Below are 16,949 nucleotides of genomic sequence, written 5' to 3'. Positions count from 1 at the left end.
TTAATACCAAAATATGATATATATTAAAAATATATGAAATTAAGATTTTTAATATATAAATATAAAATAAATTAAATTTTATATTTTACATAAAAATAAAAGGTTCTATAATATATCAAAATAAATTTAGTATAAAAATATACTAATTTCCCCAATATATATAGAACCTAATCTTTACGTTAATAAATATTTTACTATGCTAAAGAATTTAACTTAGCAATAATATCTTCTTTTTCTGCCATACCAACTATTCTATCAACTTCTTTACCATCTTTAAAAAATACAAGAGTTGGTAATAATTTTATAGAATATTCTACACAAAGCTCACCTAATTGGTCGCTATCTACTTTAGCTACAACAGCTTTTCCTTGTAACTCTTCAGCTATTTCATCTATAACCGGACTTAACATTTTACAAGGTCCACACCAAGTTGCAAAAAAGTCTACCATAGCTGGAAGATTTGTTTTTAATATATCATTTTCAAAGTCTAATTTACTATTTAATATATTAGCCATAAAATAACCTCCAATACATATTCAAAATTCAATATTTAACATTTAATGTTTAATATTTAGTATTTATACTTATATTGTAAATTATACTATAATTATTAAAACTTTTCAATAACTATTTAATTAATTCTTAGTATTTTTCTATGTTTACTTCTTCAGCAATATGATTTTCTTTTAATATCAATGAACAAATAAAATCAAATTTATCATTTTTATCACTTACATAAAATTTATGTTTTCCACCTCTTGTATTATTCATATTATTATCTATTAAATAATTTTTCATTTTTATAGCTGTTTCAAATGCTGGATCTACAATATTAACATTATCTCCTACAACTTTTTTAATTGTACTTTTTAATAATGGATAATGAGTACAACCCAAAATAAGTGAATCTATATTATTATTTTTAAACTGTTGTAAATACATTTTAGCAATATCTATACTAATATTATCTTGCAAAAAACCTTCCTCTGCAAGTGGAACAAATAAAGGACAAGACTTAGAAAACACTTCAACACCAACTAACTTATCTTTTAATTTTTTTTCATATTGCCCACTTCTTATGGTAGCTTCTGTTCCTATAACACCTATTTTTTTATTTTTAGTAACTTTTATAGCAGAGTTTACACCTGGTTCCAAAACTTCTATTATTGGTATATTGGGAAACTGTTTTTTTAAATCTTCATAACAATTTGAGCTAACAGTATTGCAAGCAATAATAATAGCTTTAACACATTTTTCTTTTAAAAATTTTATTATCTGACAAGAAAACTTATACACTAATTCCTTAGACTTTGAACCATATGGAACTCTTGCTGTATCACCAAAATAAACTATATCTTCTTTGGGTAAAAGATTTATAACCTCTTTTGCAACTGTAAGTCCACCTACTCCAGAATCAAATATACCTATTGGTCTTTCACTAATATTCATATATTTACTCCATCTTTTTATTATTAAAGTCTTCAAAAGCTAAATCTATAAGCATATCTAAAAGTTTAGGCAAGTTTATCCCTTTATTGTTCCATAACATATGATACATACTTATAGGTGTAAATCCTGGAAATGTATTTATTTCATTAAATATAACTTTGTTAGTTTCGTTTTGGATAAAAAAGTCAACTCTAGATAATCCTCTGCCATCTAAAGCTTTAAATATTTTAACAGCTTTTTCTTGTATCTCTTCAGATATATTAGTAGATATATTAGCTGGTATAACTGTTTTAGAGTCTTTATTATTATATTTTGCATCAAAATCATAAAAATCAGCTGCTGATAAAACTTCGCCTACATTAGTAGCTTCAACATTATAGTTACCTAAAACAGCACATTCGACTTCTTTACCATCTATATTTTCTTCTACAATAACCTTAATATCATATAATAAAGCATTATTAATAGCTTCTATTAATTCTTTTTTATTATTAGCTTTTGATACACCTTTTGATGAACCTGCATTAGCTGGCTTTACAAAACAAGGATATCCTAAATATTGCTTTATTTCTTTACAAATATTATCTAAATTATCCATCTCATATTTATAAACTGCTTTATATTTAGCTTGTTCTATATTTATGCTATCAACAATAATTTTAGTATATAATTTATCCATAGATACAGAAGAAGATAAAACTCCACAACCTACATAAGGTATTTGAGCTAATTCTAACAAACCTTGTATAGTTCCATCTTCTCCCCATTTTCCATGAAGAACTGGTATTACAACATCTACTGGCATAAATTTTATTCTATCTCCTGTAATTCTTATTATGCCTTTATGTGATGTATCTGGACTTATAATAGCATTATTAGCATATATTTCCCAATCTGTATTACAAATATTTTCTATAGGTCCATCATAAATTTTCCATTGTCCATCTTTAGATATATATATAGGCAAAATAGAGTATTTTTCTTTAGATAAATTATATATTATTGTAGATGCAGAAATTTTTGATATTTCATGTTCTGAAGATTGCCCTCCAAATAATACTGCAACAACTTTTTTAGACATATTTATCCCTCTTTTCTATATTCAATATCAAATACTATATTATATGCAAAAAATATTATATTGTTTTTTGTACTATTAATTATAAAATAAAATTGTATAATACCATATATATTTTTATTTTAATCTTATGCAAAAAATAATCTTATTTAATAAATATTTTGGTAATTTTATTAATGAGTATTACTCAATAATATATAATAATTAAATTTAAGTAATATTTTATAATTTTATCTATAAAAATAATTTTAATATAAATATAAAGAAAAATCAGATATATTTCTATATCTGATTGAAAATATGAGTCACCCGGGGCTCGAACCCGGGACACCTGGATTAAAAGTCCAGTGCTCTACCAACTGAGCTAGTGACCCGCAATTATATTTGAGGGTGGATAACGGGATTCGAACCCGTGACCTCCAGAGCCACAATCTGGCGCGCTAACCAACTGCGCCATACCCACCATATGTTAGCAAATGAACCAGGAGGGATTCGAACCCCCGACCCACGGCTTAGAAGGCCGTTGCTCTATCCAGCTGAGCTACTGATCCATAAATTAGCATTTAATAAATACTTTAAGTTAAATCGGGGTGACAGGATTCGAACCTGCGACCTCCTGATCCCAAATCAGGCGCGCTAGCCAAGCTACGCTACACCCCGTTAAATCTGGCAACCACTTACTTTCCCAGGCGGTCCCCCACCAAGTATCATCAGCCGCTTAGGTCTTAACCTTCGTGTTCGGTATGGGAACGGGTGTTTCCCCTAAACGCATCATCACCAGAAAATTTTTATTTATTAAATAACTGACCCGTAGGGGAATCGAACCCCTGTTTTAGCCGTGAAAGGGCCACGTCTTAACCGCTTGACCAACGGGCCTTAAAAAGCTCCCCGAGTAGGATTCGAACCTACGACCTATCGGTTAACAGCCGAGTGCTCTACCGCTGAGCTATCGAGGATTATTACTTACTAAAATAGTATATCACATTTTTTATACTTTTGCAAGCTATTTTTTAATTTTTTTCAATTTTTCAATATTTACATAAAAAATAATAACAAACACAAACCAAACTAAAAGAATTAAACAAAATCATTGGACAAGCACTCGACCATTAGTACCTATCAGCTGAATACGTTACCGTACTTACACCTTAGGCCTATCAACCTCGTCGTCTTCAAGGGGTCTTACTTGCACTAGGCAATGGAAATCTAGTCTTGAGGTTGGCTTCACGCTTAGATGCCTTCAGCGTTTATCCTTTCCAAACTTGGCTACTCTGCCGTGGCATTGGTTACCAACAGATACACCAGCGGTTCGTCCATCCCGGTCCTCTCGTACTAAGGACAGCTCCTCTCAAATTTCCTACGCCCACAACGGATAGGGACCGAACTGTCTCACGACGTTCTGAACCCAGCTCGCGTACCGCTTTAATGGGCGAACAGCCCAACCCTTGGGACCTACTTCAGCCCCAGGATGCGATGAGCCGACATCGAGGTGCCAAACCTCCCCGTCGATGTGAACTCTTGGGGGAGATAAGCCTGTTATCCCCAGGGTAGCTTTTATCCGTTAAGCGATGGCACTCCCACTTGTTACCACCGGATCACTAAGTCCTACTTTCGTACCTGCTCGAACCGTCGCTCTCGCAGTCAAGCCTTCTTCTGCCTTTACACTCTTTGAATGGTTTCCAATCATTCTGAGAAGACCTTTGAGCGCCTCCGTTACTCTTTCGGAGGCGACCGCCCCAGTCAAACTGCCCGCCTAACAATGTCCCTCTTCTGGATCACAGAAGCAGGTTAGAAATCCAATACTACAAGAGAGGTATCCCAACATCGACTCCACCAATACTGGCGTACTGGCTTCTCAGTCTCCCTCCTATCCTGTACATGTAATACCGAATCCCAATATTAAGCTGCAGTAAAGCTCCATGGGGTCTTTCCGTCCTGTTGCGGGTAACCAGTATCTTCACTGGTTCTTCAATTTCACCGGGCGTGTTGTCGAGACAGTGCTCAAATCGTTACACCTTTCGTGCGGGTCAGAACTTACCTGACAAGGAATTTCGCTACCTTAGGACCGTTATAGTTACGGCCGCCGTTTACTGGGGCTTGAATTCAAAGCTTCGGATTGCTCCTAACCTCTCCTTTTGACCTTCCAGCACCGGGCAGGTGTCAGCCCCTATACTTCACCTTTCGGTTTAGCAGAGACCTGTGTTTTTGCTAAACAGTCGCTTGAGCCTCTTCTCTGTGGCCTACTCTCGTAGGCTCCCCTTCTCCCTAAGTTACGGGGTCATTTTGCCGAGTTCCTTAACAACACTTCTCCCGTCGGTCTGTGGATTTTCTCCTCGTCTACCTGTGTCGGTTTGCGGTACGGGTACTAATAACACTATAGCGGCTTTTCTTGACAGTGTGGATTCAGAAACTTCGCTACTTTTCTTCACTCCCTATCACACTTCACCTTTAGATATGTGATTTGCATCATATCCACAGCTTTGTGCTTAGCCGAGTATTTCCTTTCCTCGGTTTTCCTATCCTCCTGTGTCCCCACAGTTCTGATTATTAGTAGTACAGGAATTTAAACCTGTTATCCATCGACTACGTCTTTCGACCTCGCCTTAGGTCCCGACTTACCCAGAGCAGATCAGCTTTACTCTGGAAACCTTAGACATTCGACCTATATGATTCTCACATATATCTCGCTACTCATTCCGGCATTCTCTCTTCTGCTTCGTCCACCATTCCTTTCAGTTTGGCTTCATCCTTGCAGATTGCTCCTCTACCAATTGTACATTCGTACAATTCCGTAGCTTCGGTGGTGTGTTTTAGCCCCGGACATTTTCGGCGCAAAAACTCTCGACTAGTGAGCTGTTACGCACTCTTTAAATGAGTGGCTGCTTCTAAGCCAACATCCTAGTTGTCTTCGAATTCTCACATCCTTTTCCACTTAACACACACTTTGGGACCTTAGCTGTCGGTCTGGGCTCTTTCCCTTTTGACTATGAAACTTATCTCACATAGTCTGACTCCTGTGCATCATCTTTCTGGCATTCTTAGTTTGATATGATTTGGTAACCCGCGAAGGCCCCGCACCAATTCAGTGCTTTACCTCCAGTAGATTAACACAAGGCTAGCCCTAAAGCTATTTCGAGGAGAACCAGCTATCTCCGGGTTCGATTGGAATTTCTCCGCTATCCACAAGTCATCTCAACCTTTTTCAACAGATACGAGTTCGGTCCTCCATTACCTTTTACGGTAACTTCAACCTGCTCATGGATAGGTCACCCGGTTTCGGGTCTACACCTACAAACTTGTCGCCCTTTTCAGACTTGGTTTCCCTTCGGCTTCTTAGCTTCTTACTAATTAACCTCGCTTGCAAATGTAACTCGCCGGACCGTTCTACAAAAAGTACGCAGTTGTTACTATTGTAACTCCCACTGTTTGTAAACAAAGGGTTTCAGGTTCTTTTTCACTCCCCTCCCGGGGTTCTTTTCACCTTTCCTTCACAGTACTATTTCACTATCGGTCATCAAGGAATATTTAGGCTTGGGGGGTGGTCCCCCCGGCTTCCCACAGGGTTTCTCGTGTCCCGTGGTACTCTGGATTCTGCCTCCTGACTCCAAATTTCGTCTACTGGACTTTCACCTTCTTTGGTTTGCTTTCCCAAAACAATTCGACTATTCTTTGTCAATGGATTATGCAGTCCTCAACCCCGACAAGCACGCTCGTCGGTTTGGCCTTCTTCCCTTTCGCTCGCCGCTACTTAGGAAATCGATTTTTCTTTCTCTTCCTGTTGCTACTTAGATGTTTCAGTTCACAACGTTCCCCCTACATACCTATTTATTCAGTATGCAGTAACAGAGCTTTTCTCTGCTAGGTTTCCCCATTCGGATATCCACGAGTCGCTGACTGTTTGCGTCTCATCGTGGCTTTTCGCAGCTTTCTACGTCCTTCTTCGGTTCTTGATGCCAAGGCATTCACCCTTTGCTCTTATTAGCTTGACCTTTCGGTTTTTTATTCACCGAGATATTGTTTAAATCTTTTTCGGAAAAACTTTTATTTCTTGCTTTTACCTCTTAAATATTTTTGTCTGGCTCACGATATCGTTTTCTCAAACTTTATCGCGTTGTGTTTGTTATTTAATTTTCAATGTACAATATATGTGAGTGTGTATATAATTTTACTTTGTAAAATTAATACGTTTTAAACACTCAAAACTAAATAATCAATGAATTAGCTTCCCTTTTTCCTTAGAAAGGAGGTGATCCAGCCGCACCTTCCGATACGGCTACCTTGTTACGACTTCACCCCAGTCACTGGCTTCACCTTCGACTGCTCCTCCCTTGCGGTTAGGTCACAGGCTTCGGGCGCTTCCAACTCCCATGGTGTGACGGGCGGTGTGTACAAGACCCGGGAACGTATTCACCGCGACATTCTGATTCGCGATTACTAGCGATTCCAACTTCATGTAGTCGAGTTGCAGACTACAATCCGAACTGGGACTGCTTTTTTGTGCTTTGCTCCATATCACTATCTTGCTTCACTTTGTTACAGCCATTGTAGCACGTGTGTAGCCCTAAACATAAGGGGCATGATGATTTGACGTCATCCCCACCTTCCTCCGTGTTATCCACGGCAGTCTCCCTAGAGTGCCCATCCGAATTGCTGGCTACTAAGAATAGGGGTTGCGCTCGTTGCGGGACTTAACCCAACATCTCACGACACGAGCTGACGACAACCATGCACCACCTGTCACCGATGTTCCGAAGAAAGTCTGCATTACACAGATTGTCATCGGGATGTCAAGTTTAGGTAAGGTTCTTCGCGTTGCTTCGAATTAAACCACATGCTCCACCGCTTGTGCGGGTCCCCGTCAATTCCTTTGAGTTTCAACCTTGCGGTCGTACTCCCCAGGTGGAGTGCTTATTGCGTTTGCTGCGGCACCGAGAATCTCTTCCCAACACCTAGCACTCATCGTTTACGGCGTGGACTACCAGGGTATCTAATCCTGTTCGCTCCCCACGCTTTCGTGACTCAGCGTCAGTTTCAGTCCAGTAAGCCGCCTTCGCCACCGGTGTTCTTCCTAATATCTACGCATTTCACCGCTACACTAGGAATTCCGCTTACCTCTCCTGTACTCTAGTTACACAGTTTCTTATGCAGCCCTGAGGTTGAGCCCCAGAATTTCACATATGACTTGCATAACCGCCTACTCACCCTTTACACCCAGTAAATCCGGATAACGCTTGCACCATACGTATTACCGCGGCTGCTGGCACGTATTTAGCCGGTGCTTCTTATTCAGGTACCGTCATTTATTTCTTCCCTGTCGATAGAAGTTTACATACCGAAATACTTCTTCCTTCACGCGGCGTTGCTGCATCAGGGTTCCCCCCATTGTGCAATATTCCCCACTGCTGCCTCCCGTAGGAGTTTGGACCGTGTCTCAGTTCCAATGTGGCCGATCACCCTCTCAGGTCGGCTACTGATCGTCGCCTTGGTAGGCCTTTACCCCACCAACTAGCTAATCAGACGCGGGCCCCTCCTATACCACCTCAGTTTTTCCAACTTGCAGATGCCTACTTGTTGGCTTATCAGGTATTAGCATCAATTTCTCAATGTTATCCCTGTGTATAGGGCAGGTTACCCACGCGTTACTCACCCGTCCGCCGCTAAATTTTATAAAAGCAAGCTCCCATAAAACTCCGCTCGACTTGCATGTGTTAGGCACGCCGCCAGCGTTCATCCTGAGCCAGGATCAAACTCTCATTTTAATTCTTTAAACTTTAAGTTTAATTCGCTCAGATTACTCTGACTTTTTCTCTTTTTTAGTGTTTTTTCTCACTTGAATTTTTCGGGTTGTCTAATTCACTTTTTGATTATTTAGTTTTCAATGTTCAATTTTTAAGCTTGTCTTTAGCGACTTGCTTATAATATCATATTTCTTCAACCTTGTCAACAACTTTTTTCATTTTTTATTATTTTTTAAAGTTGTTTAATATTAGCTGACGGAGAAGGTGGGATTTGAACCCACGCACCGCTATTAACGATCTACTCCCTTTCCAGGGGAGCCCCTTCAGCCACTTGGGTACTTCTCCCCAATGTTTGAATATGTAGTCAAAAAAATAACGGAGGATCAGGGATTCGAACCCTGGCGCCGCTCTCACGACCTGCCGGTTTTCAAGACCGGACCCTTCAACCACTTGGGTAATCCTCCATATTAATTATTTTAATTATTTAACCTTGTTGGCTTTTCTTTCCCTCAAGGACAATATTTATTATATAAGACTTTTCAAAAAATGTCAACACTTTTTTTAAAATTATTTTTAATATTTTTTCTTCCTATTATGTATACTAAATTTTAATAATAAATTTAATAATATTTTTAAAATTTTTTAATATTTTTTCTTAAAATGTTTAGAATATTATTCAATGTACAATTAAGAAAAATATATTTATAGACAGTAAATTTTTATAATGCTATAATTATAAAATCATATAATTAATAAAAATATTTAATAAGGAGGCTTATTATGGATATAGAAAAAAGTGTTATAAATAATTTTTGTTCGTTAATTAAATTTGATACTACTTCAAATATGCAGTCCAACACATACCCTTCTACCCAGTCTCAAAAAGATTTTGCTAAAATATTAGCTAAAAAATGTGCAGATTTAAACCTTGAAAATATAAAAATAGATGATAATGGTTATGTTTTTGCTACACTAAAGTCTAATACAAATAAAATTGTGCCAAAAATAGGCTTTATAGCACATATGGATACAAGTTCAGACTATTGTGGAAAAAATATAACTCCTAATTTTATAAAAAATTATGATGGAAGTAATATTATACTAAAAAATATAGTCCTTTCCCCAAAAGATTTTCCATCATTAAAATCTTATGTTGGAAAAAACCTTATTACAACTGATGGAACTACTCTTCTTGGAGCAGATGACAAGGCAGGTATAGCTGAAATATTAACTGCTTTTGAATATTTAAAAAATAACCCACATATAGAACATGGTGAAATAAAATTGGCTTTTACACCAGATGAAGAAGTAGGAAATGGCGTTAATTATTTCAATGTTAAAGATTTTGATTGTGATTTTGCCTATACAATAGATGGTGGAGGCATTGGAGAATTAAACTATGAAAATTTTAATGCCGCCGATGCAACTATTACTATTTAATGGTAAAAATGTACACCCAGGTCAAGCTACAAATATTATGATAAATTCTGCCCTTATAGCTAATGAACTTCTATCTATGATACCAGATGAAACGCCAACTAATACTAAAGATTATGAAGGTTTTTATCATCTTACCGATATAAATGGTAATGTAGAAAAAACTAAATTACATTTTATTATCCGTGCTTTTGATAAAGAAGAATTTGAAAATAAAAAACAAACAATAACTAATATTGTGTCACACTTAAATGAAAAATATAATAATCTTTTAGACCTAAAAATAAATGATAGTTATTTTAATATGTATGATATTTTAAAAGATAATTTACACATAATAGAAAAGGCTAAAAATGCTATAATAAAAGCTGGTATAAAGACAAATGTAAAGCCTATAAGAGGTGGTACAGATGGTGCAAGACTTTCTTTTATGAACTTGCCTTGCCCTAACCTTTTTACTGGTGGTCATAACTTCCATGTCCCTTATGAATATATTTGTATAGAGTCTATGGTTTCTGCCGTAAATGTAATAATAAATATTGCAACAGATATTTAAGTTTTACTTGCATTTATGTTATTTATATGTTACAATATTTAAAATTTTATATTATAAATATGATGATAAAGGATAAAGCTTTGTTTGGTTACAACTAAGAGAGTTAGCCGGTTGGTGAAAGGCTAATAGCACAAACAAAAGAACCTACACCTTTTGAATATTTAAGGTTTGCTCCTTTATAGGCTTTTGAGGTAATGTTTTACATTATAAATTAAGGTGGTAACACGGGTATTCTCGTCCTTTGGGCTTGAATATCCGTTTTTTATTAAACTTTATTCTTTTTAATAAATAAAGAAAGGAATGATTATTATGTCTAAAAACGTATATGATATTTTAAAAGAAAGAGGATTTATAGAGCAATGCACAAACGAAGATGAAGTTAGAAAGCTTTTAGGCGAAGAAAGTGTAACTTTTTATATTGGCTTTGACCCAACAGCAGATAGCCTAACAGCTGGACACTTTTTAACAGTTATGGCAATGAGCCATATGCAAAAAGCAGGTCATAGACCTATTGCACTTGTTGGCGGTGGCACTGGTATGGTTGGTGACCCTTCTCATAGAACAGATATGCGTCAGATGATGACTTTAGATACAATAGAGCATAATGTAAATTGTTTTAAACAACAACTATCACGCTTTATAGAATTTGGTGAAGATAAAGCCCTTATAGTAAATAATGCAGATTGGCTTAAAAATTTAAATTATATAGATTTTATACGTGATGTGGGTGTCCACTTTTCTGTAAACCGTATGTTAACTGCCGAATGTTTTAAAAGTAGAATGGAAAAAGGCTTATCATTTTTTGAATTTAACTATATGCTTATGCAAAGCTATGACTTTTTAGAGCTTAACAGAAAATATAATTGTAAAATGCAATTAGGTGGTAGCGACCAATGGTCAAACATTATAGGTGGTGTAGAACTTATTAGGCGTATGGATAAAAAAGAAGCCTATGGCCTTACATTTAAGCTATTAACAACAAGTGAAGGAATTAAAATGGGTAAAACACAAAAAGGTGCTGTATGGCTTGACCCTAAAAAAACAACTCCTTATGAATTTTATCAATATTGGAGAAATGTTGCCGATAGCGATGTAGAAAAATGCTTAAGCTTATTAACATTTTTACCTATGGACGAAGTTAAAAAACTTGGTGGATTAGAAGGTAGTGAAATAAACAAAGCTAAAGAAATATTAGCTTATGAAGTTACAAATATTGTTCACGGTGAAGAAGAAGCTAAAAAAGCTATGGAAGCCTCTAGAGCACTTTTTGCAGGTGGTGTATCTGGTGGTTCTATCCCTACTACAAATATGGATAAATCTACTTTTGAAAATGGTATTAATATACTAGATGTTTTAGTTACTTTAAAACTAGCTCCTTCTAAAAGCGAAGCAAGAAGACTTGTTCAACAAGGTGGTATTAAAGTAAACGATATAAAAATAGAAAAAATCGAACATAGCTTAACTATTGACGATTTTACTGATAATAAATTATTAATACAAAAAGGCAAAAAAGTATTTCATCAAATAAAACTTGACTAATTTAAATATTGGAGGTTATTAATATGAATATATGGACTGAGAAAAGTATAGAGCTAGCTAACCAAAAAAACTATTTAGATTTGCTATTTAAAATTTATCCTATGTCTATAAATTTAAAAAGAGAACTTGATAAAGAAGATACAAATCAAATAACAAAAGCTTTTTATGAAAGAGATTCTGAAAAACTACTTGAAGTATTGCTATCACAAGAAATATTTCCAATTAAAGATTCCTATGTGGCATATTTAAAAAGAGATAAAACTGCTATAAAAAGAAATCCAAATACAGTTCAAAGACTAACTGGAATGCTTTATGAAATGGGTTTAGCAGAAATTTTTGATAAAACTACTGTTCCTAAGGAAACAAATAGACAAATAGGCCCTTTATTTAAAAAATGGATTGATAGTGGAGCTTTGGGCTGTAAAGTTACATCAGATGAAAATGAATTTTTATACTTTAATGATAATATAATTTTTAATAGCTCCGATATTTCAATGAAAAACTTTGCCAATAAGTATTTAGGATATAATAGAAATAAAGGTTTGGATTTTATAGCAAAATTTAATAATGTATTTATCTTAGCAGAAGCAAAATTTTTAACAGACTTTGGCGGTCATCAAAATGCTCAATTTGAAGATGCTATATCAACAATGAAAAGTAAATTAATAGAAACTAATTTTAATGTCAAAATAATATCTGTTTTAGACGGCGTTTTATTTATTAAAAGTAAAAATAAAATGTACACCAGTTTATGTACTAATTTTACAGATAATGATGTTATTATTTCTGCTGTTTTATTAAGAGATTATTTATTTAGCTTATAGGAAGGTTTTATTATGAATCTAATTTATAAAGATAAAAAAACTATTTATGAAATCGAAAGCTTAATCAATAATATGAGGAAGATTGTAAATCCTATATTAAAAGGCAATGAAAAAGGTATGTTTATTAGTAATGATAATTTTATTTCTATGGTAAGACTGTTAGATGATTTTGAATCTAAAATTGATTTAGTATACATAGACCCTCCTTTTAATACAAATTCAACATTTCATTATAATGAAACCTTAACATCTACTATTAGCTCATCAAAAACAGATCCTATAGCTTATACAGATAGTATGTTCATGGATGATTATTTAGAATTTATTAGAGAAAGATTAATCTTAATAAAAAAATTACTAAGTGATAAAGGTACTCTATATTTACATATAGACTATAAAATAGGTCATTATATTAAAATATTATTAGATGAAATATTTGGTATAGACAACTATATAAATGATATAAGTAGAATAAAGTCTAACCCTAAAAATTTTCAAAGAAAAGCATTTGGCAACGAAAAAGATATGATCCTTGTATATTCTAAAGTTCCTAAAAATAATATTTTTAATGATATTAAAATTAAATTAAATGCTGAAGAATTAATAAAATCTTTTAATAAAATTGATAGTGATGGAAGGAGATATACGACTGTTCCATGCCATGCTCCTGGAGAAACCGTTAACGGTTGTACAGGAAATAAATGGAGAGATATGTTACCACCTAAAGGGAGACATTGGAGATGTTCTCCTGAAGAGTTAGAAGCTATGGCTCAAAATGGATTAATAGAATGGTCTAAGAATAACGTACCTAGAATTAAAAAATACGCTGATGATCATAAAGGTAAAAAAATTCAAGATGTTTGGAAAAACTATAAAGATCCACAACGTCCTATATATCCAACAGAAAAAAATATAGATATGTTAACAATGATAATAGAACAGTCTTCAAATGAAAATTCTATCATTATGGATAGCTTCTGTGGTTCATCATCTTTTCTAAAAGCAGGTCTTAAAAAAAATAGATATGTTATTGGTATAGATAAATCACATATATCTAAGGAGCTTTTTAAAAAAAATAAAAATTTAAATACCCTTAAACTCATTGAGTAAAATATACTTAAAATTCTAAACTATATTTTACTAATTAACATACACCATTACTTTTTTACATATATTCTATTAAAAAGGTAATGGTGATTTTTATGGCTCGTTTAGAAGATTTAAGACAAAAAGAAGTTATAAATATAAAAGATGGTGCAAGGCTTGGCTTTGTTACCGATGTGGAAATAAATATTAAGACTGGTTGTGTTTTAAAAATTATTATAGCTGGTCCTTGTAAAATGCTTGGTTTTTTTGGAAAAGAAACAGAGTATGTAATAAACTGGTGTGATATAAAAAAAATAGGTGATGATATAATTTTAGTAGATGTAGATGTAGATTGTGTATTAAGAGATGTAAAATAAGGAGATTTTATAATGATAACAAAAGATAATATTTTAGAAAAACTAAAAGATTTTATAAACATAGATTATTTAACAAAAGCTATTATAAGTAATCCTATTAAAAAAGGTGAAAATTTACCTAAAAAAATTGATATTAAAAAAATTACGTTAAAAAATAAAATATATTTTCAATTTTCTTATTATATAGATAAAAAAGTAATACATGAAAATATAGAAGATAGCAATATAATATTACAAAAGATAATATCTATTATGACTGAAAATTTTAAACAATGTGATATATTAGCTAATAATAGTCTTACTTTATTGATGAATAAAAAAGGTAATTTTAAAATAACTGGTGTTAAAAAAAGCACTATTGTAGATACTGTTCCTCAAAGTCATAATAAAACTAAAAATTATATTCTAAAAGATGGCGAATTTGTAGATTGGCTTTATAAACTAGGTATTATAGATAAAAATGGTATTGTTGTAAGCCATAAACAAAAGAAATTTAGACAAATAAATAAATTTTTAGAAATGATTAAAGATATAGAAGAAAATTTACCTAAAAATGCTAAAATAATAGATATGGGGTGTGGAAAAAGCTATTTAACATTTGCCATGTATCATTATTTTAATAATATAAAAGAAAAAAATGTTACTATAAATGGGTATGATTTAAAAAAAGATGTTGTAGACCATTGTAACAATCTAGCAAAAGAGTTTGGTTTTAAAAACTTACAATTTTTTAATGAAGACATACAAAATATTGATGAAAACGAAAAAGTTAATATGATAATTTCTCTCCACGCTTGTGATACTGCAACAGACTACGCTATATATTTTGGTGTAAAGCTAAATTGTGATGTTATATTAAGTGTGCCTTGTTGTCAACACGAACTTTTTAAACAAATAAAAAATGATACCCTTTCTTGTGTGTTAGGCTATGGCATATTAAAAGAGCGTTTTTCTTCTATCCTAACAGACTCTTTAAGAGCAGAAGCCCTAAAATTATGTGGATATAAAACAAATATTATAGAATTTATAGATATGGAACATACTCCAAAAAATATAATGATTAAAGCAATAAAAAATAAAAATTTCCAAAAAAATGTTAAAAATATTGAAGAATTTGAAAAAATATTGTATAATTTTGGCGTAGACCCTACAATATACAAATTATTGAAAAATTATTTTTAGTAAAAGGAGGTAATATTATGATATTATCTACATTACAAATGTTACCAAATAAAAATTTTGAAGTTTTAGGTTTAGTTGAAGGTAGTACAGTACAATCTAAACATATAGGTAGAGACCTTGGCGCTTCTTTTAAAACTATTGTTGGTGGAGAGCTTAAAGGTTATACTGAAATGTTAGAAGAAGCTAGAAAACAAGCTACTGAACGTGTTATAGAACAAGCTAAAGCACTCGGAGCAGACGCTGTTTTAGGAATACACTATTCTTCTAGTGCTGTTATGCAAGGTGCTTCTGAAATATTGTGCTATGGTACTGCAGTAAAATTTATATAATAAAGTTTTGGCGTACAATTAGTTTAATTTTTATCAAAAAGACCATAATAATATCTACAGTTTAAGTCTTTAGATATTATTATGGTCCTAAATTTATCTTTATATTTTTAAATACAAAATGTTAAAAAATTAAAATCACAAAACGAAGATTTATTTCGTAAATATAAAACTTATTAGTAATAATGAAATTATTACAATATAAAAGGCAGTAGATAATATCTACTGCCTTTTATTACTATTTATCAAGCATTATATTTAATATTTCTGTATCTGTTTGTTTCATACCCTCTTTACCAAGACGACCTACTGCATTTATAGTTTTTTCCACATCATCTTTTAATATTCCTGTATTATTTTTATAAACTTTATTTTCCATAGCTAAATAATGTCCCATTAAAGCCCCATCTAAGCTAGATGCTATTTTTGCTCCACAAGCCGGCTTTGCTCCATCACAAACTATGCCAGAAATATTAGCTAATGTATTTGTTATAGTGTCCTCTATTTGTTTTAAGTTACCTCCTGCTAAATATGTTATGCCCGCACCACTTGCACAAGCAGCCGATACAACTCCACAAAAAGCAGATAATCTACCTATAAGCGTTTTTTGGTGTATAGCCAAAAGGTTAGACAAAACTAAGCCTCTATAAAGCTTTTCTTTACTTATGTTTTTTTCTTTAGCATACACTACAAGAGGTACAGAAACTGTTATTCCTTGGTTTCCACTACCAGAATTTGTAACAACTGGCATAGGGCTACCGCTCATTCTTGCCTCAGAGGCTGCTGCGGTATATGCTTTTATTTTTATAGTTATATCATCGCTATAATGGTTTAATAAAACTTTCCCTATACCTGTTCCATATGCACCTTTTATACCTTCTTTTGCAATAGCAAAATTCTTTTCTATTTGGCTATCTAAAAGCTCTTTTACATCATCTAAATTAACATTATTAGCAAAATCATAAATATCTTTTACATGTAGCGTATTTCTATCTACAAATACACCAAGATACTTATCTTCACTTTCTTCTTGACTAAATATTATTTCATCATTTTTAACTATTTTTGTTATATTTGTATGCGTTTGTTTTATCTCAACAGAGGCACTTTCTTCACCGCTATATACCTCAACAATAACGTGTAAACTAATAGGTGTATCTAATAACATAACTATACAATAATCTGTATTTATAAGTCTTTCTATTTCTTCTAAATATTTAGCATCTAATAAACTAATAGTTTCTAGCTCTTTTGTTGCATCTCCTGCCAATACCCCTGTTATAGCACTTGCACCTATTCCTATTAGCCCATTAGTATTAGGCACAGTAACACATTTTGCATTTTTTATAATATTTCC

At 33.2% G+C, this 16,949-nt stretch carries 12 protein-coding genes, 8 tRNA genes, 3 rRNA genes and 1 other annotated feature; of the genes, 8 read left to right on the top strand and 15 right to left on the bottom strand.

Going from position 1 to position 16,949, the window contains the following annotated elements:
- Positions 1 to 194: 194 nt before the first annotated feature.
- The 14 genes from trxA to NBW53_RS00635 all read right to left on the bottom strand — a co-directional run bounded on the left by trxA (position 195) and on the right by NBW53_RS00635 (position 8,729).
- The gene (gene trxA / locus NBW53_RS00700; protein ID WP_250278211.1) at positions 195 to 515 is read right to left on the bottom strand and encodes a thioredoxin; all 321 of its coding nucleotides are present in this window, start codon (positions 513 to 515) and stop codon (positions 195 to 197) included.
- Positions 516 to 642: 127 nt separating this feature from the next.
- The gene (gene murI, locus NBW53_RS00695; RefSeq protein WP_250278210.1) at positions 643 to 1,449 is read right to left on the bottom strand and encodes a glutamate racemase; all 807 of its coding nucleotides are present in this window, start codon (positions 1,447 to 1,449) and stop codon (positions 643 to 645) included.
- A 4-nt stretch (positions 1,450 to 1,453) separates the two neighbouring features.
- Positions 1,454 to 2,530, bottom strand: a complete 1,077-nt coding sequence (locus NBW53_RS00690) for a D-alanine--D-alanine ligase family protein (RefSeq protein ID WP_250278209.1) — start codon at positions 2,528 to 2,530, stop codon at positions 1,454 to 1,456.
- 298 nt (positions 2,531 to 2,828) lie between these two features.
- A tRNA-Lys gene (locus NBW53_RS00685) sits at positions 2,829 to 2,901 on the bottom strand.
- Positions 2,902 to 2,916: 15 nt separating this feature from the next.
- Positions 2,917 to 2,990 (bottom strand) — tRNA-His (locus NBW53_RS00680).
- A gap of 14 nt (positions 2,991 to 3,004) precedes the next feature.
- Positions 3,005 to 3,078 (bottom strand) — tRNA-Arg (locus tag NBW53_RS00675).
- 34 nt (positions 3,079 to 3,112) lie between these two features.
- Positions 3,113 to 3,187 (bottom strand) — tRNA-Pro (locus NBW53_RS00670).
- Positions 3,188 to 3,191: 4 nt separating this feature from the next.
- A 5S ribosomal RNA gene (gene rrf, locus NBW53_RS00665) occupies positions 3,192 to 3,309 on the bottom strand.
- Between the two features lie 22 nt (positions 3,310 to 3,331).
- Positions 3,332 to 3,403 (bottom strand) — tRNA-Glu (locus NBW53_RS00660).
- A gap of 8 nt (positions 3,404 to 3,411) precedes the next feature.
- Positions 3,412 to 3,483: transfer RNA gene (locus NBW53_RS00655), tRNA-Asn, on the bottom strand.
- Between the two features lie 134 nt (positions 3,484 to 3,617).
- Positions 3,618 to 6,516, bottom strand: a 23S ribosomal RNA gene (locus NBW53_RS00650).
- Between the two features lie 250 nt (positions 6,517 to 6,766).
- Positions 6,767 to 8,286 (bottom strand): 16S ribosomal RNA (locus tag NBW53_RS00645).
- The 16S, 23S and 5S rRNA genes sit together here with 8 tRNA genes alongside, the layout of an rRNA operon.
- A 235-nt stretch (positions 8,287 to 8,521) precedes the next feature.
- Positions 8,522 to 8,610, bottom strand: a tRNA-Ser gene (locus NBW53_RS00640).
- Positions 8,611 to 8,641: 31 nt separating this feature from the next.
- A tRNA-Ser gene (locus NBW53_RS00635) sits at positions 8,642 to 8,729 on the bottom strand.
- A gap of 316 nt (positions 8,730 to 9,045) precedes the next feature.
- On the opposite strand from NBW53_RS00635, the gene pepT reads away from it, so the two are divergent.
- The 8 genes from pepT (at position 9,046) to NBW53_RS00600 (ending at position 15,595) form a co-directional block, all read left to right on the top strand.
- A complete protein-coding gene (gene pepT / locus NBW53_RS10100; RefSeq protein WP_330651623.1) occupies positions 9,046 to 9,705 on the top strand; it encodes a tripeptide aminopeptidase PepT in 660 nt (219 codons plus the stop codon).
- On the top strand, positions 9,665 to 10,258 hold the full coding sequence (locus tag NBW53_RS10095) for a peptidase dimerization domain-containing protein (protein WP_330651622.1): 594 nt from the start codon (positions 9,665 to 9,667) through the stop codon (positions 10,256 to 10,258). The genes pepT and NBW53_RS10095 overlap by 41 nt, the downstream gene beginning before the upstream one ends.
- A gap of 53 nt (positions 10,259 to 10,311) precedes the next feature.
- Positions 10,312 to 10,503: a binding site (T-box leader), on the top strand.
- Positions 10,504 to 10,567: 64 nt separating this feature from the next.
- A complete protein-coding gene (gene tyrS / locus NBW53_RS00625; RefSeq protein ID WP_250278208.1) occupies positions 10,568 to 11,797 on the top strand; it encodes a tyrosine--tRNA ligase in 1,230 nt (409 codons plus the stop codon).
- A 23-nt stretch (positions 11,798 to 11,820) separates the two neighbouring features.
- Entirely contained in the window at positions 11,821 to 12,621 is an 801-nt protein-coding gene (locus NBW53_RS00620; protein WP_250278207.1) for a restriction endonuclease, read from the top strand.
- A gap of 12 nt (positions 12,622 to 12,633) precedes the next feature.
- A complete protein-coding gene (locus NBW53_RS00615) occupies positions 12,634 to 13,731 on the top strand; it encodes a site-specific DNA-methyltransferase (RefSeq protein ID WP_250278206.1) in 1,098 nt (365 codons plus the stop codon).
- Between the two features lie 92 nt (positions 13,732 to 13,823).
- Positions 13,824 to 14,084: a YlmC/YmxH family sporulation protein gene (locus NBW53_RS00610; RefSeq protein WP_250278205.1), complete on the top strand. Its 261-nt coding sequence runs from the start codon at positions 13,824 to 13,826 to the stop codon at positions 14,082 to 14,084.
- A gap of 12 nt (positions 14,085 to 14,096) precedes the next feature.
- The gene (locus tag NBW53_RS00605; protein ID WP_250278204.1) at positions 14,097 to 15,266 is read left to right on the top strand and encodes a class I SAM-dependent methyltransferase; all 1,170 of its coding nucleotides are present in this window, start codon (positions 14,097 to 14,099) and stop codon (positions 15,264 to 15,266) included.
- 17 nt (positions 15,267 to 15,283) lie between these two features.
- Positions 15,284 to 15,595, top strand: coding sequence for a YbjQ family protein (locus NBW53_RS00600; RefSeq protein WP_250278203.1), 312 nt, complete (start codon positions 15,284 to 15,286; stop codon positions 15,593 to 15,595).
- 235 nt (positions 15,596 to 15,830) lie between these two features.
- On the opposite strand, the gene NBW53_RS00595 is transcribed toward NBW53_RS00600, so the two are convergent.
- Positions 15,831 to 16,916, bottom strand: coding sequence for an L-cysteine desulfidase family protein (locus tag NBW53_RS00595; RefSeq protein ID WP_330651621.1), 1,086 nt, complete (start codon positions 16,914 to 16,916; stop codon positions 15,831 to 15,833).
- Between the last annotated feature and the right edge of the window lie 33 nt (positions 16,917 to 16,949).

Origin of the sequence: [Clostridium] colinum, assembly GCF_940677205.1 — a bacterium.
GTDB lineage: Bacteria > Bacillota > Clostridia > Lachnospirales > CAG-274 > Tyzzerella > Tyzzerella colina.
This window is presented reverse-complemented; position numbering and strand designations above follow the sequence as displayed.